The sequence below is a fragment of the Blautia sp. OM07-19 genome (assembly GCF_003481595.1).
GTDB lineage: Bacteria > Bacillota > Clostridia > Lachnospirales > Lachnospiraceae > Blautia_A > Blautia_A intestinihominis.
On record NZ_QULA01000010.1, the window covers coordinates 80,019 to 99,104 of the forward strand.

The window sequence follows — 19,086 nt, forward strand, 5'->3', positions numbered from 1 at the left end:
CTTTTCTTTTATCAGAATTTCTTATACTTTACAGACTTGCGCGAATCACTTTCGGTCTGCATCCTGCTTTTTCCAGAGCCTGAACGATCTTATTCTTGTGCTCTGTTCCGTATGCTTCCAGTGTTACCTTAAGTTCCACTGCCTCGTTACGGTTGGTGCTGATAAACTGATTGTGATCCAGTTTGATGACGTTGCCCTGGTTTTCTGCAATGATGGATGCAACACGTACCAGTTCACCCGGCTTGTCCGGGATCAGGACAGAAACAGTAAAGATTCTGTCTCTCTGGATCAGACCATGCTGAACAACAGAAGACATGGTGATCACGTCCATATTTCCACCACTTAAGATGGATACGACTTTCTTGCCAGTGAAGTTCAGATGACGGAGTGCTGCAACTGTCAGAAGTCCAGAGTTCTCAACGATCATCTTGTGGTTTTCTACCATATCAAGGAAAGCAACGATCAGCTCATCATCGTCGATCGTGATGATGTCATCCAGATTCTCCTGGATGTACGAGAAGATGTGCTCGCCCGGTGTCTGTACTGCAGTACCATCTGCAATGGTATTTACATGAGGAAGAGTGACAACTTCGCCTTTCTCAATGGAAGCTTTCATGCAGGCAGCTCCGGATGGCTCTACACCGATGACTTTGATGTGCGGGTTCAGAAGCTTGGCAAGAGTGGAAACACCTGTTGCCAGTCCGCCTCCTCCAATTGGAACCAGGATATAATCTACCAGCGGCAGCTCCTGAACGATCTCCATGGCGATGGTTCCCTGTCCTGTTGCAACAGCCGGATCATCGAATGGATGGATGAAAGTGTATCCTTCTTTTTCTGCCAGTTCCAGCGCGTAAGCACAGGCTTCGTCGTAAACATCCCCTTTGAGGATGACTTCTGCGCCGTAGCTCTTGGTACGCTCTACTTTGATAAGCGGTGTGGTAGTCGGCATAACGATGACTGCCTTTGCACCGAATTTATGTGCTGCATAAGCAACACCCTGTGCATGGTTTCCTGCGGATGCAGCGATCAGTCCCTTCGCTCTCTCTTCTTCGGAAAGTGTGCTGATCTTGTAGTATGCGCCACGCACTTTGTATGCGCCGGTACGCTGCATGTTCTCCGGTTTCAGGAAAACCTTGTTTCCTGTCAGTTCTGAAAAATATGCGCTCTTGATCAGCTTTGTTTCCTGTGTTACCTGTTTTACGATCTCTGCTGCCTCTTCAAAGCTCTCTAATGTAAGCATCTTTTGCTCCTCCTCGTTCTGTTTCTGTGAACAGTTTATTTATTCTTCTGTACCAAAATCTTTCTCGTCTACGTCAAACAGTGCATTGACAAACGCATCTGCATCGAATTTCTGCAGGTCATCAATCTGCTCGCCGACACCGATGTATTTGACCGGAATATCAAGCTCTGACTGGATCGCCACTGCAATACCACCTTTTGCTGTGCCATCCAGTTTGGTAAGGATGATTCCGTTTACGTTGGCAACTTCTGCAAACTGCTTTGCCTGTGCCAAGGCATTCTGTCCTGTTGTTCCGTCGAGAACGACCAGCGTTTCCAGATATGCCTCCGGATATTCTCTCTCAAGGATCCTGTAGATCTTGCGGAGTTCTTCCATAAGGTTTTTCTTATTGTGAAGTCTTCCTGCGGTGTCACAGATCAGGACATCTGCATTTCTTGCCTTGGCTGCTGCCACCGCATCATATACGATAGATGCCGGGTCTGCTCCTGCCTGTCCGCCGATAAGGTCGACACCTGCACGGTTTGCCCACTGTGCAAGCTGCTCACCTGCTGCCGCACGGAAGGTATCTGCTGCTGCAAGGATGACTTTCTTTCCCTGATCTTTGAGTTTGCCGGCAAGTTTACCAACGGAAGTTGTCTTTCCTACTCCGTTGACACCGATCACAAGGATCACAGATTTCTGGTTTTCGAATGCGTATTCTGTACTGTCGACACGCATCTGATCTTTGATCCCGTCGATCAAAAGCTGCTTGCACTCTGCCGGGTTCTTGATATGCTGTTCGGAAACCTGTTCTTTCAGTTTCTCTATGATTGCTGATGTTGCGTTGATCCCGATATCTCCCATGATAAGGATTTCTTCGAGTTCCTCATAAAAATCCTCATCAATGCTGGAATAACCACTGAAAATCGAATCAAATCCGGCAACGATATTGTCTCTTGTTTTGGTAAGGCCGTTGACCAGACGTTTAAAAAATCCTTTTTTTTCTTCAGCCATTTTCATACCTCCTCGTTATCTGGTTAACTGGTTCTCGACCAGGTCTACGGAAACCAAGGTGGATATGCCCTTCTCCTGCATGGTGATACCATATAACCGGTCTGCGGCATTCATCGTGCCGCGTCTATGTGTTATTATAATAAATTGTGTATTTTTCGTCAACTTCTGAAGATAAGATGCGAAGCGTCCAACGTTGGAGTCATCCAGTGCCGCCTCGATCTCATCGAGAAGACAGAACGGGGACGGTTTCAGGTTCTGGATCGCAAACAGAAGCGCGATCGCGGTCAGAGCTTTCTCTCCACCGGAAAGCTGCATCATATTCTGAAGTTTTTTGCCCGGCGGCTGTGAGATGATCCGGATACCGGCTTCGAGGATATCTTCTCCCTCTGCCAGTTCCAGCGTTCCCTTTCCTCCACCGAACAGTTCCTTAAATGCCTTGTCAAATTCCCTCTGGATATCCTGGAATTTCTCGGCAAACTGCTTCCGCATTCCCTCATCCAGTTCCTGGATGATATTCTCCAGTGTCTCCTCTGCCTTGACAAGATCCGTATACTGGGTCTTCAGGAAAGTGTGACGTTCGAGAAGTTCTTTGTAATCTTCGATCGCATTGACGTTGACGGAACCGAGCCTGCGGATCTCCTCTTTGATGCGGGCAACGTCTTTTTTGATCTCCTGAAAATCATCGAGCTCTTCTTTTTTGTAAGAAAGCGCGTTATTTGGAGTGATCTCATACTCTTCCCACATGTAGGAGATCCGTCCTTCCCGCTGTTCTTCGACCTTTTCTGCCTGACTGCGCAGACGGAAACATTCTTTGTCCAGAAGTGTGGTCTTCTCAGAAAGACGGTCTCTTTTTTCAAAAAATGCCTTGTGGCTTTCGGTTCTCTCTTCCTTCTCTGCCTCGCATTTTTGTCTCTGTACAAGAAGCTGTTCGTCTTTTTTGCGGCAGTCTTCGATCGCTTTTTTGAGGTCCTGGATGCCGCCTTCTTTTCGGGTGATCTCATCTCCGCTCTGGGCGAGACTGGTAAGCAGGTCCTCGGATTCCCTTTCAAAAGCCTCGATCTCTGACTGCAGTCGGCTTAAGTTTTCCTGAAGGAAATGTTCCTGCTGTTCCAGCGCGGAAGAATCCAGACGAATCTGCTCCAGTTTCTTCTGTTTGGCAGTCTCTTCTGCTTTCCATTCATCCAGCTCGGCCTGCTTCGTCTCGATAAAGGTTTCCAGCTCTTTCTCGTCTTTCTGGGAATCTTCGAGCTCTTTTGCAATATTCTTATGATCCTCACGGATCTCCGATGCCTGATGTCTCAGCTCATCCTGATCGCGGTCGATCTGACGGTAATTTTTCTGGATCTCCTGTGCCTTTTCCTGAAGCTGTTCGAGGTTCATCTTCGCGGTATTCTGCTCGATGTACTGTCCACGGAGCTTCTGCTGGAGTTCGTTTATCGTGTCACGGAGTTTATTTCGCTGTTCACGGTTTTTAAGGATCGATCGCTGGGTCGTTTCCAGTTCTTTCTTACGAAGTGCGACGTTTTTTTCCAGCTCCTCTATCTCACGGCGGCGGCCGAGGAGATTGCTGTTGTTACGGAACGCACCACCGGTCATGGAACCGCCCGGGCTTAAGGATTCACCTTCGATCGTGACCATTCGGAGACTGTGGCGGTATTTCTTGCCGATCGCGATCGCATGGTCGATATTGTCCACCACCAGAACCCTGCCGAGAAGATACTGTACCAGTTCACTGTATTCTGCATCTGCCTGGACCAGTGTGTTCGCCGTTCCGATCACTCCCGGTTCCTTCAGCGCATCTCTTTGTGTAAAGCCGCCTCTTCCGCTGATATTCGACAGTGGAAGGAAGGTCGCACGGCCATAACGGTTCTGCTTCAGGAAACCTATCATCCGCTTCGCCGTCTGTTCATTGTCCGTTACGATATTCTGGATGCTTCCGCCAAGTGCTGTCTCGATCGCAACTTCGTAATCCTTCTGCACATGGACGATATCTGCGACAACGCCCCGGATACCCGGTTCTTTTGCCTTCTGTTCCATGACCCTCCGGATACTGTTGCCATAACCGTCATAACGCTCTGTGATATTCCGCAGGGATTCCAGACGGGATGCCTCTCTGTGGTAGGCGGTCTGTCCTGCCTCTATCTCCCTGCTCTGTTCCTGCAGTTTCGTCTGAAGTTTCTGTACTTCTCCACTTAAATGGGTACATTCCTCATTGCCTTCCTGGATCGAAGCTGTGATCTCGTCATAAGCTTGCTGATAACGGCTGCGATCATTTTCGAGGACTTCTTCCTCGCTCTTTAAGCGAAGAATCCTCTGGCTTACTTCTGCCTTACGGATATCGAGCTGCTCGATCATCGCATCAAATCGCTGCGCTTTTCCCTTGGTCGTGGCACGGCTGTTGAGGATCTCGATGATCTCATTCTTGCCGTCCTCCACCGCACTGGTGCATTCTTCTACATTGGAAGCGATATTTTCGAGTTCTTTCTCTTCCTCCTTGAGATTCTTTCGGATCTCTTTTAACTTTTCGTGAATCGCCAGTTTCTCTTCGCTTAAGTTTTCCTGCTCTTCCCGGCGATGTGCAAGTTCTTCCTTGAGCGTTGCCAGTCGGGATTTGAAATGTTCACTGCTCTGTCTGCCCGCAAGGATCTGCTCCTCGAGGACCTGCATCTGACCTTCAAACTGCTGCTTTCCAAGGGCATTCTGCTGCTGTTCCTCTTTAAGAGAATCCAGACGCTCATTCAGCGTTTCCAGTTCTTCTTCCAGACGTTCGTATTCTGTTTTGGTGCGGTCATAGGCTTTCTGGGCTTCGTCAAGTTCTCTCTGGGCATTCGAAAGTTTCTGCTCCAGTTCTTCCAGATTCTGAACGCTCTGCTCGTATTCCAGAAGGAAAAGATTGACATCCAGTGTCTTAAGTTCCTCCCGCTTGGCAAGATAGATCCTTGCTGTCTCGGACTGTTTCTCCAATGGACCGAGCTGTTTGGTCAGCTCGCTCAAGATATCTGTCACACGGACAAGATTCTGGCGTTCTTCTTCCAGCTTCTTGATCGTGGTATTTTTTCTTCGTTTGAATTTTACGATTCCCGCTGCCTCGTCAAAAAGCTCCCTGCGGTCCTCTGGCTTGCCGCTTAAGATCTTGTCGATCTGTCCCTGTCCGATGATGGAGTAGCCTTCCTTACCGATACCGGTGTCATAAAACATCTCCTGGATATCCTTCAGGCGACAACTGCTGCCATTGATCAGATACTCACTTTCCCCGGAACGGTACAGCCGTCTCGCGACAGTCACTTCATTAAAATCCACTGGAAGCTTGTGGTCGCTGTTATCCAGTGTGATCGCCACCGATGCGAAACTTAAGGGCTTTCTGGACTCTGTACCGGAAAAAATGACATCCTGCATATTGCCGCCTCGAAGCTGCTTCGCGCTCTGTTCTCCGAGAACCCAGCGGACGGCATCGCCGACATTGCTCTTTCCACTTCCGTTCGGTCCGACGATACCGGTGATCCCGTTGTGGAATTCAAAATTGATCTTCTGGGCAAACGATTTGAAGCCATATACTTCAATATTTTTTAAATACATAGTTCACCTGCAATTTATTTCATTTGACGCTTACAGCTTCCAGCTTTTTCTCCTGGATCGCCTGGTAAGCTGCCGCCTGCTCTGCGGCTTTTTTGGTGTGGCCGGTGCCACATCCGTACACTTCACCGTTTACTCTTACTTCTACGCTGAACTGCTTGTCATGATCCGGACCTTTTTCCTCTGTGAGAATATACTCTACCGGCTGGAGTCCTTTCTCCTGAACGATCTCCTGTAAGATCGTCTTGCTGTCATAGAAAAGCTGCTTGCTCTCGATATCATTCAGGATAAAATTCAGCACAAACTCTCTCGCCGGCTCAAATCCGCCGTCAAGGTAAATCGCGCCAAGGAGTGCCTCGGTCGCATCGGATACGATAGAATCTCTGTTTCGTCCTCCGGTCATGTTCTCTCCACGTCCAAGGAGAAGGAATTTCGGGAGTCCGAACTGTCTCGCACAGTAGGCAAGGCTCGGCTCGCACACAAGGCTGGCTCTCTTTTTGGTGAGTTCTCCCTCCGGGATCTGCGGAAAACGTGCATACAGGAAATCACTGCTGACAAGTTCCAGTACCGCATCGCCCAGGAATTCCAGACGTTCATTACACCCAAGTTTGCCAAGCTTTTTCTCGTTGGCATAGGAGCTGTGTGTCAGTGCCTGTTTCAAAAGTTTCTTATTCTGAAAAGTATATCCTATGATCTGTTCCAATTCTTCCATATTATTTCTGTCCTTCTTTTTCTGCTGCCGGTGTTTCTGGGGCTTCATAATGAGGCGGAAGAATACGCTCGGCGATTTTTTCATTTATTTTCTGCTGTTTAAACTGCACACACTGGAAGATCGCATTGCGGATCTCGACTGATTTCGCACTTCCATGTGTCTTGACTACAAGTCCTTTGAGACCCAGAAGCGGTGCTCCGCCGTACTCTGTCGCGTCAAAGCTCTTGAGTGTCTGTTTCAGTGCCGGTTTCACGAGGAGCGCACCGATCTTGCTCTTTAAGGTGCTCATCATTCCTTCTTTTATCTTGTGGATCAGCTCGGAGCTGACACCTTCATACAGTTTGAGGATGACATTTCCGACAAAAGCCTCGCAGACGATGACATCTGCATAACCTGCCGGAATATCTCTTGCCTCAATGCTTCCGATGAAGTTGATGCCTTCGATCTCCTTGAGAAGAGGGAAAGTTTCTTTGACCAGTGCATTTCCCTTCTCTTCCTCTGCGCCGTTATTTACGATAGCAACACGCGGATTCTTGATGCCTACTACATTTTCCATATAGATAGAACCCATCTTGGCAAACTGTACCAGATGAGACGGTCTTGCGTCTACATTGGCACCACAGTCGATCAGGAGGGATACTCCCTTGGCTGTCGGGATCAGCGGGGCAAGAGGCGGACGTTCTACACCTTTGCTTCGTCCGACAAGTACCTGTCCGCCAACCAGGACAGCTCCGGTACTTCCGGAAGAAACGAATGCATCGGCTTTCTTTTCTTTGATCATCTTGAGTCCCACTACGATCGAAGAATCTTTCTTCTTGCGGATTGCAAATACAGGAGGCTCTGCGGTTTCAATTACTTCTGTGGCATTGACCACCTGGATCCTGTCCTTCGGATAATCCTGATATTTCTTAAGTTCTGCCTGGACGACATCCTCCACACCTGTCAGGATCACCTGAATATCATCCCGCTCTTTGACTGCTTCCACGGCTGCTTTTACAGGTTCCACCGGGGCGTAGTCGCCACCCATGGCATCTACAACTACTCTAACTACTTCTGCCATAATTTTTCCTCCTGCTGTTTTTGTTTATGTCAAATTACAAATCTGTTCTGAAAATATAAAAGATTTACACTTTATCATAGTGAACTACTCGGCAACAAATTACCAGAGCATCTGAATCAAAGCGGGATACCGCATTTTTCAGGGTGGGTCCATGCCACTACTACTGCTTGCTTTTTTGCTACGCAGCTACTTTTATTATTTGGGGCTGTTTCAGTCCGGTTACGGACAGCTGTTTCTTTTTTCCCCGCCACATACAATCCACGTTTTTTTCGGTTGGATGGCTCTGCATATTTTTTTGATACTTCCGGTGACACCGGACTGCACTGGCTGCTGTATGATTCTTTCTGTTTTTCCAGACGTATCCCATACATCTTCAGCTTATATTCCAGCATGATATACAATTTATTGTAAGGCAGTCCATGGAATTTCTGGTTCATTCTGTGTCCCATACTCCTTCTCCATATAGATCTTCAGTTCCTTTGGCAGTGACAGCCGTATCCTGTCTGTGCCAGTTTCGTGCACGATCCCCATCTGCATATAGGTGATCCGCATATTTTGTTTTTTAAAACGGGGCGGGTTTGGCTCCCTGACCCCTCCGGACTTCTTTAAAGCATAAAAAGATTTCCAGGCTTTATCCAGCAGTTTGCAAGTTTCCTGTGCCGTCTGGGATGGAAGTTGCCTGTACCACAGATCACTTTTATGGTTTTTTTCTGACTGATCTTTACAGACGTCTTCTGCGACAGCAGCATTTCTTTCCCTCCTGGATTTCAATAGGCTTTGCTCTGACGTTCGATATAACGACGGATATTTTCTTCTGATACAGATCCGATGGTTTCCACATAATAGGAATGATTCCACAGCTCTCCTTTCCACAGCTGGTTCCTTATTTCCGGAAAACGTTCAAATAATTTTCTTCCTGTGATCCCTTTCAGATATTTAACAATAGCAGTTATGGATAACTTGGGTGGTGCAGATACAAAACAATGGATATGGTCCCCCTCTCCACATTCAAATAAATGAACCGTAAATCCCTTATCTGCTGCAATCTCCTGTACCAGCTCCTGCAGATAAGATTCGATCTCTGTACTTAATATCTTACGTCGATATTTTACTGACCACACCATATGGTAATTGATATTGCATACGCAAGTCCTGTAATGTATGAGATTTTCTTTCATACATATAATATAGCATAAGATTGTTTTAACATCAATAATATATCGAACATATTTTCTTTTATATATTTAATATAATTATATACATGTGCAGACATGCACAATTCACGCTTTTATCTCGGCAATTGAATTACCGATGATTCCCGCTTAGTATCCTAAAGAACTCGACGAAAATCAATAAAAACCGCATAATTTATTAATTGTTATTCTGGGCTTCGATCTGCTCTGCGAGGTCGTTTAAGTAAACCCAGCGGTCCATTTTTTCTTCCAGCTGCGCTTCTGCTTCTGTTTTTTCCTGGGTAAGCTCGTTTAACTTGCCGGAATTTGTCGCATTTGCCATGATCTCCGCGTCCAGTTTCTCGATTCGTGCTTCCAGCGCTGCGATATCATCATCGATGGTCTCAAATTCCCGCTGTTCTTTGTAGCTGAATTTGAGTTTGGACGGACGGTTCTGTTTCCAGGTCTTGACAGAATCTTTTTCTGCCTTTGGTGCTTCTTCGGCAGTTTTTGCTACCTTGGAAGGCTCAGCACTTCCTGCATCACTGCTTCCCTCTCTGCGCTTCTTTGCCTCCAGATAATCTGTATAGCCGCCCTCGTACTGGGTAAGATTTCCCTCGCGGTCAAACTCAAAGATACGGTCTGCGATATTATCAAGGAAGTATCGGTCATGGGATACTGCAATAACGATTCCGGCAAAAGAATCCAGATAATCTTCCAGGATCGTAAGTGTCGGGATATCGATATCGTTCGTGATCTCGTCAAGAAGAAGGACGTTCGGTGCCGCAGCCAGGACTTTAAGGAGATAGAGACGCTTCTTTTCTCCACCGGAAAGCTTCTCGATCGGCGCATACTGCATCGCCGGGTCAAATAAAAACTGCTCCAGAAGTTTCGACGCACTGATAAGTCCGTCCTTCGTCGGGATAAATTCAGCAACATCTTTGATATAATCGATCACTCGCTGGCTGCTGTTCATATCCTCGATCTCCTGGGAAAAATATCCCAGTTTGATGGTATCTCCGACCTCTACCTCACCGCTGTCCGGCTCGATAATGCCTGCGATGATCTTGAGCAGGGTGGATTTGCCACAGCCATTCGGTCCAATGATACCGAGACGCTGGTTCTTGAGCACGATATAGTCAAAATCACGGATGCAGATTCTGTCACCAAAACGCTTGGAAATATGATGGAGTTCGATCGTCTTTTTGCCCATTCTTGTCTCCACGGAGTCGATCTCTACGTTTTTGTCGCGCACCGGGGTTGTGGAATTTTTCATTGCCTCCAGACGGTCGAGACGTGCCCTCTGCTTGGTGCTTCTCGCACGGCAGCCACGCTTGGCCCACTCGATCTCCATGCGCAGGATACTCTGTTTCTTGCGTTCGGAAGCCATCTCCATCTCTTCTCTCTGCGCCTTGAGTTCCAGGAATTCTGAATATTTTGCCTCGTAGCTGTAAAGCTTGCCATGGCTGATCTCGAGGATCTTGTTTGTCACACGGTCAAGGAAATATCGGTCATGTGTTACCATGATCACAACGCCCTTGAAACGGTTAAGGTAATCTTCCAGCCAGGAAGCCATCTCATTGTCCAGATGGTTGGTCGGCTCGTCCAGGATCAGGACATCCGTTGGGTTTACAAGAACTGCCGCCAGCGCCACACGCTTTTTCTGACCACCGGAGAGATGTTCAATCTCTTCTTCATGGTCTTCGATCCCCAGTTTGTTGAGAACCATATGTGCCTCTGTCTCCGGATTCCAGCTCTGTTCCTTCTGCCCCTGCGTCACATAGGAAAGGATCGTTGCGCCCTCCGGGAACTGCGGGTGCTGCGGAAGATAGGTGATGCGAAGTCCGTTCTGCGTGATCACCTGGCCCTCATCTGCTTCTTCCAGTCCGGCAAGGATCCGAAGGAAGGTTGTTTTTCCTGTTCCATTGATGCCGATGATCCCGATCTTGTCTCCCTGATGGATCCCGCAGGAAATGTCATCAAAGATCACTTTATCTCCATAAACTTTACTGATATGCTCCAGATTCAAAACATTCATTCTATAATCTCACTCCTGTACGTTTTTTACTTTTGGAAATTTTCTGAAATAATAAATAATGAACAAAACTGCCGTGATGCCCCAGGATACCGGGTAACTCAGCATGATCGTATTGATCCCCGGATGTCCCGGAAATACACCGAACATCCACACAATACGGATCAGACAGACTCCTCCGCAGGTGAGCAGCATCGGCACAAGGACCCTGCCTGCCCCTCGAAGTGCACCGGAAAGGATCCCGATCACCACATACATGAAATAGGATGGCAGAAGGAAATGCATCATATCCACACCGATCCGTACAACATTTTCATCTGTCGTAAACAGCCGATAAAGCGGGCCTGCCAGCGCATACAGCACTCCACTTACAAGAATCGCACCGGCATATGACATCCCAAGACAGATGCCGACACTTTTTCGCATTCTTTTTACCTTACCTGCCCCGTAGTTCTGCCCTACAAAAGTCGTGATGGAAATGCCAAATGCATTTACGACCATCCAGTAAACCGCATCGATCTTTGCAAAAGTTCCCCACGCTGCGACGGTATCTGTTCCCAGTTCATTTACGAACACCTGAATGATCAGGTTGGCGATGGTATACATGGTCGCTTCCAGTGCCGCAGGAATACCGATCCGAAGGACAGAATTAAGGGAAACTCTGTAAAAACGGATCTCCCTTAGTTTCAGCTGGAACAGCGGATGTTCTTTCATAAGCATTGCCGTGACCAGAATGGAACTGATTCCCTGACAGCTCACAGTCGCGATCGCAACGCCCATAACACCCAGACGGAAAATCACCACAAGCAGGATATCAAGGACAATGTTCAGCCCGCAGGTAACCATCAGCACGTACAGCGGTCTTCTGGAATCTCCCACTGCGCGGAGGATGGACGCCCCCATATTATAAATGATATTAAAAATCATGCCGCAGAAATAAATATGAAGATAAAGCCTGGAATCTGCCATCAGTTCCTGCGGAGTCTTCATAAGCTCAAGCACTGTATTTGTAACCAGAAGTCCGACCACAGCCACCACAAATCCTGTCACAATACCAAATGCATAAGATGTATGAAGTGTCTTATTCAGGTTCTTCTTATCTTTTGCCCCGTAAAACTGCGCCACGATCACGGACGCACCGGACGTCAGTCCGACAAAAACTTCCACGACCAGGTTCACAATTTGGTTTACCGAACCGCCGACAGCCGCCAAAGCTTCCTTACCTACAAAACGACCGACAACAATGCTGTCGGCCGTGTTATATATCTGCTGAAAAAATGTCCCGATCACGATCGGAAAAAAGAAGATCAGAAGCTGTTTCCAGATCACACCTTCCGTAATCTGATTCTTCTCATCCATTTACATAACTCCCCCATTTCATACTCTTTCGAGTCCATTCGATTTCTCATCCTTATCCTTGTCAGTATAGCAGAGGGAAATGGGAAAAGCAATGTATTTTTACCATTGAGAAGGATCAGACAATACGATCTGCGGATTTAACGGGTCTGTGGAAGAATACATGGAAAAGACATTTCCTGCCGGATCGAACCACTCACCGCTGCCGCCTTCCTGCATTCCCGGATACAGTGAATCCCATGCATCACCTGGCTGATAACCGTACATGCAATATTCTCCTCCTGACTGCTTAAGTACGATTTTGGATATTGTAAGATCAGAAAGCTCCACTGCCTGTCCTCTGGCATAAAACATTACCTGATCATTTTCTACTACGGTATCTTCTCCTTCTGTCCTTGCACCTACGTCATCTATTTCAAAAAAAATCTCCCGCAGGTTTTCTCCCATATACTGAGAAACTTCTGTTTTGTCTGTGTGTGATCCCAGTGTGACATGCGACATTGTCACCGTCAGATTATTATCTTGTCCGTCCAGAGCCACATAATTGCCGTTTCTGTCATAGTAGACCGGTTTTGACGGCATGCACCGGAATCCCTTTCCTGACAGTTCATTTCCTGCATCGCTGTATGACATCCCGGTATCTACTCCCATCAGCCAGTATGGATTCCCGCTCCCTGTAAGCTGAATCTGTGTAATGCCATCTCCTCCATTACTGGAATCTGCACTGAATAAAGTCACCTGCCCATTAGAAGAACTGGTCACGCCCATATTCCAGTAAGGTTCAGACATACCGTCAAATTTCCCTGCCATTTCTTTGAGGCTTCTTCCAAACATGGATTCCAGTTCCGGATCTTCTACGGACGATCCGCCAATTTCCCCAATAAACGGAATCTTGATTCCTGCATAACATGGAACTGCTGCCATTCCGCTAATCGTCATTGCTGCAGCCACTGCTGCACTTATTGCCTTAAAACTTCTTTTCATAACTATATCTCCTTTTCTTTCATTATTTTCCATCCCTTTTTTTCCAGAGTTTCCAGTTTTTCGTTGAACTCTGCCCGGTCTTCTTCTGCGCTAGAATTATCCAGCCCGTCTGTGATCAGATGCAGGCTTACTTCCTGTCTTTCTGCTGGCGGCATGAGATCACAGACCAGATCCAGTACTTCTTCTGCCCGGTCCGTATAGGCAGTATAACCTTTTGTATAATAGGTAAAAGTATCCAGTGGTTTCACATATTTCAGCGGCATCCGGCAATAAAGCAGTTCACATTCTTCATTGCACAGTGCCAGCGTTACCAGAAACGGACTTTTTTTCTGCTTCTGTTGTGTAAGCCAGTGATTAAAGCGTTCTATGATTTCTTTTTCTTTCCCATGCATTGACCTGCTGCGGTCTATGATATAAACAAATTCTGTAGTTTTCTTTTCCATTGCTCCTCCTACTCTGCCGAATATGCGCTTTCCTGAAAAAACTGGTATTTTTTTCGCGGAACGATCTGGATTTTCAGGAAATCTTCCCGGCTCTCTCTGAAAATCAGAATCCCCTCTTCCCACTGATACATATGAATGCTCCCTGTATCTTGTTGATTCTGGAGTTCCCGGTCTTTTGCAATAAGATCTCCGGCAGTTTTGTTATCCGGGTCTTCTGCATCTGCAAGAAACAAAAGAAGTTTCGAAGCCAGTTCTCCCGGTTCAATTCCCTTTCCTTTCTGGCACGTCATTGTAAGTTCCAGAATATCCCCATTGACCAGATCTCTTTCTGCTGTGATCGTGCAGAAATCTTCTATCTGATACTCTGTATCCTGGTGAAAATCCGTTTCTGTAAGTCCATATTCACTGACTGCTGCCGTACATTCCGTTTCTTTTTCTTCTTTTTTATAAGAAAAATTTTCCTGTGTCAGATATGCATCCAGATCCTTATCTGTTCTTGAAAAACGAACTCTGTTACATGGATACCCATATTCGCTGACTGTTTTTTTTGAAAGTTCATAAATAATGCTTTTCCCATCCTCTGTTTCCTTCGAAGAAACTGCATTTGTCCGAATCAATTCCAGGAATTTCTGTGCTTCTTCTGCCCTTCTGTCAAAATTTCCTGCGTAATGCACTTCCTGTTCTTTCTCCCTCAGGCTGTTCCCCGCCATCAGAACACCTGTCATGCACGCTCCCAGAATCATTGCTGTACGGATTCTGAATTTCTGATTTTTATTCTTTTCCTTTTGATTTGTGGACCATTCCGGTTTCTTTTCCTCCAGAAGTGCTTCTTTCAGTTCTTTTATAGAAGCATAACGGTCATGACCATCCAGTGCCATTCCTCTGAGCAGTGCCTTTTCCTGTTCCGGTGTGATCTCTGCCCCATACATAGATGGTGGATACAGGGTATCCTTTTCTTTGCGGAGCAGAGAGTCTTCCGGAATCGCTCCTGTGATCATCTCATAAAGCACCGCACAGAGACTGTAAACATCCGTCCATGCTTTCTGTTTCCCATGTGCCTGATATTGTTCCGGTGGAGCATACCCGCTTTTAAAGAGAACCGTCTTTGTCCGGTCATCCTCTGTAATTTCCCGTGCAGAACCAAAATCTATAATACAGAGACTGCCATTTTCCCGAAGCATCAGGTTATCCGGTGTCAGGTCTCTGTGCAGGATATGTTTCTTATGCATCTGTTCCAGTCCATCCATAACCGGAAGGAGCAGATTCCGCGCTTTTTCAAAAGACAACGGTTCATCCTGGCATTCCAGATAATATCTCAGACTTGTCACCCTCAGGTATTCCATCACAATATACGCATTTCCCTGTTCCTCAAAATAATTTAAAACCTTTACGATTTCTTTTACAGAATGCAGAGAAGCCATCACTCTCGCCTCACGAAGAAAATTTCGGATTTCTTTTTCCCTTGTTTCTCCAGGCGGAGGACACAATTCTTTTATTACAACTTTTTGCTCATTTTCCTGGTCGACTGCAAGCCAGGTAATTCCAAAACCACCTTTTCCAAGTGTTTTTTCCAGACAATATCGATTATTTCCTACATATCTTTTTTGTGTTGTTTTTCCCATATCTTTTTCCATCAGTGAAGAAGTCCTGCATCAGAAGCAGCTATTTTGACATAATATTGTACCACTTTATTCTCTGCATCAATCCGACTAAAAAAATTGATCCAGCCGTGAGGTGCCGCCTGAATAATGATACTGTCTTCTGATTCATTCAGCTGTTCCCGAATATCTCCAATCTCATCTGTCGTCAGATATCCCTCCGGACAGCAGACCGGAAACAATGCTTTCACAAAACTTTCCAGCCGCCTGGGATCAGTCATGCTTCCATACAGGCTGATCACTCTTTTGTCTGTCGGATCATAGACGATTTTGTATGTTTCTGTTTCTTTCTCGGGAAACTGCACACGATATGTCTCTTCTGCACTGGAAGTATTCTTAAGCATTTCATAAGATCCGTCCACACTGCGGCTGACAAAACCTGTGCAGTCTTTGTCTGTTTTTATCTGAATATCTTCTTTGTAAAATCCCATCTCCAGAAACAGTGCTTTTCTGATCGACTCTTTGTCAAGATACATTTTCCGTCCGAAGTTATCCGGCACATTCCATTTAAGCAGCTGCGCTTCCGTAAGTTCGCAGGAAATACTGCCTGCTTCCAGTTTCTCTCCGGCTTCCGGTGCATACTCTGTAAGCTGTTCCAGAATCTTGCTGTAATTCTGGCTGAGACTGGAAACCAGCCTGTCATCCTCTCTGGCAACGCCTGCCTTTCTGGCATTATCGGCCTTTCTTTTGAAATACTGTACCGGATAATGATTCTGGAACCACAGATCACCACCATAAAACAAAGCTCCCGCCAGAACAATTCCCATCGTTCCCAGCGCAATTCTCCTTACCATACGCCGGCTTCGCTTCTGGCCTTCACAATGATATCCGATTCCCTGCCCACTGATCTGAATCCATTTCTGCCCCCAGAAATGACGGGTACTTCCTGCAAGGGCTTCCAGCTCTTCGGCCGCGGTTCCAAATCCATGAAGAAGAAGTTCTATACTGAAATATCTCTGTTGTATTTCCAGCCGCAGACCATGCATAACTGCCAGCTCCACCTGTCGGTTTATTTTAATGTATGTAGAAAGAGGTCTCAGTTCATCTTTCTGGAGGCGTTGTGCTGCCGATGGGATTTTCTCCCCACTCAATGTTTCATAAAGAACCGCGCAGAGTCCGTAAACATCCGTCCATGGTCCAATCCGCTCTGTGTTCGTGTACTGCTCCGGTGCACTGTATCCATCTTTCAGAAATTTTTTCTCGCAGGAAATCCCACTTCCACGGCAGGCTCCAAGATCAATCAGCTTCAGATTCCCCGTTTCATCAAACATCAGGTTATCCGGGCTTAAATCACAATGAACCAGCCCTTCGCTGTGCAGAAAAGCCAGCCCCTCCATCACCTGTTTAAATAAATCCAGGATTTTTTCAGGAGATTTTTCGCTGCGGATCGTGCTCATCTGTTCTTTCAGAGTCCCACCCGGCAGATATTCCATGACCAGAAAATTCATTCCGGCTTTTTCAAAATAATCATAAATCTTTACGATCCCGGGAATGCGTTCTTCCCGCAGAAAAGGACTGTTTTCATATGAAAAGATTTCTGTCTCACTTCCTGCCTTCCAGACTTTTATCGCAGCTTCCCGGTGGTTCTTTTCATCCAGAGCATGGTAAATCACTCCGAAAGCTCCCTGCCCGATCTGTTCCCGGATAAGATAACCGCTTTTTACCATTTCTTCCATAGGTCAGTCCTCTCCCTTTTGCTGCCATCGGCTTGCCGCATATGGAAAACTTTTGTCATCCAGAAGTCCGTGTGGTGCAAGAATAAGCCGCGGTACCCGATCATCATCTGTAAGGATCATCCAGCTGAGATCACCACAATTCTCCTGTGCCAGCGAGGAAGCTTCCAGTTCTGATGCATTCTGTTTCAGTTCTTTCGCAAGCTTTTCTTCTGATTTCCTGTTGTCATCAGAAAGTGCCCCGATCAGTTCGGCTCCAAGTCCATAATTCCACTCTCTCGCAGAATCAACAGAACCCAGACAGATCTGGACAATTCGTTCTGAAAGAAAATCATACTGAAGAAAAATTCTCTCTCCCTCTGTTGTTTCAATCCGCACCTCCCGCACAAATTCCGCTTTCAGCGCACCAATTCCGGCATCTGTCACCTGGAAAATATCTTTTTCGGATTTTATCTCAAAACTGCAGCCGGATTTTTCCAGCGCCCGCATAAAATCCGTTCTGGTCTTTTTCAGAAGTGGCACATTAGATGGCTGGTTCCAGTTCCGCACCGCTTCCTCTTCCAGTTTATAAATAATCGTATCTGATATCATTTCTGTCTTTACTGCATGTTTTTTTACAAAATCCATGAATTCCCTGTATTCTTTGGAATCTCTTGCATAGCTTCCCGCTGCTTCCTTTTCATCCTGCGGTTCTCTGGCACAGGCAGTAAGGCTTAAATGATACCATTCCTGCTCTTTTTCTGTTTCCCCATAACTTTTCTTCTTCCACAATGTCATCTGAAATTTTCCATGTGCATCAAAGCGGTAAAAGCCATCCTGGGTTCTGTCAAAAGTTCTCTCAATTTCTTCCTCTGTCAGATAAGTTTCCGGAATGATCTGCGAAAAAATCTCCTGAAAAAACAGCTCCATTTCTTCTTTCGAAAGAACAACTTCACAGGAATTTACCCTTCTGTCTTCTTTGTCACTGAAAATTTCTATCTGCTCTTTTCCTGCTTTTTCCGGCGATGCATAAGTACAGCTTTCCTGATAGGGCATCTCCGAATAAGAATTGCGGCTTTTTTCTTCCAGCGAAATTCCAAGTGTCTGTTCCATTAATTTCTTAAGATGAATGTCTCCAATTGCAAATCCATCTGTTTCCTTTCCGGATATCCTGTGATATTTTGTGCGGTCTTTCTGAATCTGCCATTCCAAGATCTGCCGTTCATGTGTATGGGTATACCAGAAACCCACACACCCTGCGACAGCAATACTCACCAGAAAAATCCCCGTTATGTTCAGAATATTTCTCCATTGTTTCCTGGTCAAAAATGCGTGTTCTTCGTCCAGATATGCTTCTTTCTGATACTTTTCTGTCAGGTTCAGCCAGGATTCGCCCCACACAGACTGAATTGCTCCAAGATAGACTGCCAGAGGTTCATTCTGCATTCCAAGCTGTTCTGCCAGTGCATAGAATCCGAAACAGCCGCCTCCAATCCCATAATTCAATTCGCGCAGAAGCGTCTCATCTACCCTGCTGCTGACGGTAGTCCAGATACTGACTGATCTGATTTTCTTTTTGTTCCAGAGACATCCTGCCTGCAATGGAGACTTGCCGGTAAGACATTCGTACAGGATTTCTGACACGGCTCTTACATCCGTCCACGGACCATTTGCCTCTGACTCTCTGTTTCTCAGAAAACAGTCACCGATCCCCGTCAGACATAATCTGTCATTCTCATCAAAAATCAGACGGCTCATCCTGATGCCACCGTGAACCATACCGTTGCTGTGCATCCAGGAAACTGTATCCAACACAGGAAAAAGCAGTGTCCATGCTTCCTCTATTGTGATCTGGCCCTTTTTTTCAGCATTCAGGTACTCTCTGAGATTTTTCCCCGGCAGATATTCTATTGCCATATAAGCATGTTCCTCGTCGCGGAAAACATCTGTCACTTCTGCAATTCCCTGATACTCATAAACTCCGAAGAATTTTCCTGCTTCCTCTATAAAGTTCCCGGTATCTGTTTCCGCCATATCAGGATTCTCAGGAACAAATTCTTTGATCGTGATCTCCTGATCCAATACCGTATCATATGCACGGTAAATCCGGCTGTGTTCTCCTTTTTTGAGAAGATCACCAATCAGATAACGGTCTTTCAGCAGATGATATAACTCCAGTTTCTGTTCTTCTATAACGCTTTCTTTCAT

The 19,086-nt window shown here is 46.3% G+C and carries 15 protein-coding genes; all 15 read right to left on the reverse strand.

Going from position 1 to position 19,086, the window contains the following annotated elements:
- Positions 1 to 28 precede the first annotated feature (28 nt).
- Entirely contained in the window at positions 29 to 1,240 is a 1,212-nt protein-coding gene (ilvA, locus tag DXC01_RS09215; protein WP_118252402.1) for a threonine ammonia-lyase, read from the reverse strand.
- 39 nt (positions 1,241 to 1,279) lie between these two features.
- Positions 1,280 to 2,233 carry a signal recognition particle-docking protein FtsY gene (gene ftsY, locus DXC01_RS09220; protein WP_173906901.1) on the reverse strand — a complete coding sequence of 318 codons (954 nt, stop codon included), beginning with the start codon at positions 2,231 to 2,233 and terminating at the stop codon, positions 1,280 to 1,282.
- A gap of 15 nt (positions 2,234 to 2,248) precedes the next feature.
- Complete coding sequence (gene smc, locus DXC01_RS09225; protein WP_118698779.1) at positions 2,249 to 5,809, reverse strand: chromosome segregation protein SMC; 3,561 nt, start codon at positions 5,807 to 5,809, stop codon at positions 2,249 to 2,251.
- A 19-nt stretch (positions 5,810 to 5,828) separates the two neighbouring features.
- Positions 5,829 to 6,518 carry a ribonuclease III gene (rnc, locus tag DXC01_RS09230; RefSeq protein ID WP_227222598.1) on the reverse strand — a complete coding sequence of 230 codons (690 nt, stop codon included), beginning with the start codon at positions 6,516 to 6,518 and terminating at the stop codon, positions 5,829 to 5,831.
- Position 6,519: 1 nt separating this feature from the next.
- A complete protein-coding gene (gene plsX / locus DXC01_RS09235) occupies positions 6,520 to 7,578 on the reverse strand; it encodes a phosphate acyltransferase PlsX (RefSeq protein WP_022215436.1) in 1,059 nt (352 codons plus the stop codon).
- A 116-nt stretch (positions 7,579 to 7,694) separates the two neighbouring features.
- The gene (locus tag DXC01_RS20590; protein WP_243111585.1) at positions 7,695 to 8,027 is read right to left on the reverse strand and encodes a zinc ribbon domain-containing protein; all 333 of its coding nucleotides are present in this window, start codon (positions 8,025 to 8,027) and stop codon (positions 7,695 to 7,697) included.
- A gap of 156 nt (positions 8,028 to 8,183) precedes the next feature.
- On the reverse strand, positions 8,184 to 8,327 hold the full coding sequence (locus DXC01_RS20595; RefSeq protein ID WP_243111586.1) for a hypothetical protein: 144 nt from the start codon (positions 8,325 to 8,327) through the stop codon (positions 8,184 to 8,186).
- An 18-nt stretch (positions 8,328 to 8,345) separates the two neighbouring features.
- Positions 8,346 to 8,756: an IS200/IS605 family transposase gene (tnpA, locus tag DXC01_RS09245; RefSeq protein ID WP_022215439.1), complete on the reverse strand. Its 411-nt coding sequence runs from the start codon at positions 8,754 to 8,756 to the stop codon at positions 8,346 to 8,348.
- Between the two features lie 193 nt (positions 8,757 to 8,949).
- Positions 8,950 to 10,788, reverse strand: coding sequence for an ABC-F family ATP-binding cassette domain-containing protein (locus DXC01_RS09250; RefSeq protein ID WP_118698781.1), 1,839 nt, complete (start codon positions 10,786 to 10,788; stop codon positions 8,950 to 8,952).
- A gap of 9 nt (positions 10,789 to 10,797) precedes the next feature.
- Positions 10,798 to 12,144, reverse strand: coding sequence for an MATE family efflux transporter (locus tag DXC01_RS09255; protein WP_022215441.1), 1,347 nt, complete (start codon positions 12,142 to 12,144; stop codon positions 10,798 to 10,800).
- Positions 12,145 to 12,243: 99 nt separating this feature from the next.
- Positions 12,244 to 13,125: a hypothetical protein gene (locus DXC01_RS09260; RefSeq protein ID WP_022215442.1), complete on the reverse strand. Its 882-nt coding sequence runs from the start codon at positions 13,123 to 13,125 to the stop codon at positions 12,244 to 12,246.
- A gap of 2 nt (positions 13,126 to 13,127) precedes the next feature.
- Positions 13,128 to 13,568 carry a hypothetical protein gene (locus tag DXC01_RS09265; RefSeq protein ID WP_118698782.1) on the reverse strand — a complete coding sequence of 147 codons (441 nt, stop codon included), beginning with the start codon at positions 13,566 to 13,568 and terminating at the stop codon, positions 13,128 to 13,130.
- An 8-nt stretch (positions 13,569 to 13,576) separates the two neighbouring features.
- Positions 13,577 to 15,190, reverse strand: a complete 1,614-nt coding sequence (locus DXC01_RS09270; RefSeq protein WP_158583626.1) for a serine/threonine protein kinase — start codon at positions 15,188 to 15,190, stop codon at positions 13,577 to 13,579.
- An 11-nt stretch (positions 15,191 to 15,201) separates the two neighbouring features.
- Entirely contained in the window at positions 15,202 to 16,902 is a 1,701-nt protein-coding gene (locus DXC01_RS09275; RefSeq protein WP_118698783.1) for a serine/threonine protein kinase, read from the reverse strand.
- Between the two features lie 3 nt (positions 16,903 to 16,905).
- Complete coding sequence (locus DXC01_RS09280) at positions 16,906 to 19,086, reverse strand: serine/threonine protein kinase (RefSeq protein WP_022215446.1); 2,181 nt, start codon at positions 19,084 to 19,086, stop codon at positions 16,906 to 16,908.

Coding starts and splice junctions, on each gene's coding strand:
- ilvA (WP_118252402.1), bottom strand. CDS start 1,240: ATGCTTACATTAGAGAGCTTTGAAGAGGCAGCAGAGATCGTAAAACAG.
- ftsY (WP_173906901.1), bottom strand. CDS start 2,233: ATGGCTGAAGAAAAAAAAGGATTTTTTAAACGTCTGGTCAACGGCCTT.
- smc (WP_118698779.1), bottom strand. CDS start 5,809: ATGTATTTAAAAAATATTGAAGTATATGGCTTCAAATCGTTTGCCCAG.
- rnc (WP_227222598.1), bottom strand. CDS start 6,518: ATGGAAGAATTGGAACAGATCATAGGATATACTTTTCAGAATAAGAAA.
- plsX (WP_022215436.1), bottom strand. CDS start 7,578: ATGGCAGAAGTAGTTAGAGTAGTTGTAGATGCCATGGGTGGCGACTAC.
- DXC01_RS20590 (WP_243111585.1), bottom strand. CDS start 8,027: ATGGGACACAGAATGAACCAGAAATTCCATGGACTGCCTTACAATAAA.
- DXC01_RS20595 (WP_243111586.1), bottom strand. CDS start 8,327: ATGCTGCTGTCGCAGAAGACGTCTGTAAAGATCAGTCAGAAAAAAACC.
- tnpA (WP_022215439.1), bottom strand. CDS start 8,756: ATGAAAGAAAATCTCATACATTACAGGACTTGCGTATGCAATATCAAT.
- DXC01_RS09250 (WP_118698781.1), bottom strand. CDS start 10,788: ATGAATGTTTTGAATCTGGAGCATATCAGTAAAGTTTATGGAGATAAA.
- DXC01_RS09255 (WP_022215441.1), bottom strand. CDS start 12,144: ATGGATGAGAAGAATCAGATTACGGAAGGTGTGATCTGGAAACAGCTT.
- DXC01_RS09260 (WP_022215442.1), bottom strand. CDS start 13,125: ATGAAAAGAAGTTTTAAGGCAATAAGTGCAGCAGTGGCTGCAGCAATG.
- DXC01_RS09265 (WP_118698782.1), bottom strand. CDS start 13,568: ATGGAAAAGAAAACTACAGAATTTGTTTATATCATAGACCGCAGCAGG.
- DXC01_RS09270 (WP_158583626.1), bottom strand. CDS start 15,190: ATGGGAAAAACAACACAAAAAAGATATGTAGGAAATAATCGATATTGT.
- DXC01_RS09275 (WP_118698783.1), bottom strand. CDS start 16,902: ATGGAAGAAATGGTAAAAAGCGGTTATCTTATCCGGGAACAGATCGGG.
- DXC01_RS09280 (WP_022215446.1), bottom strand. CDS start 19,086: ATGAAAGAAAGCGTTATAGAAGAACAGAAACTGGAGTTATATCATCTG.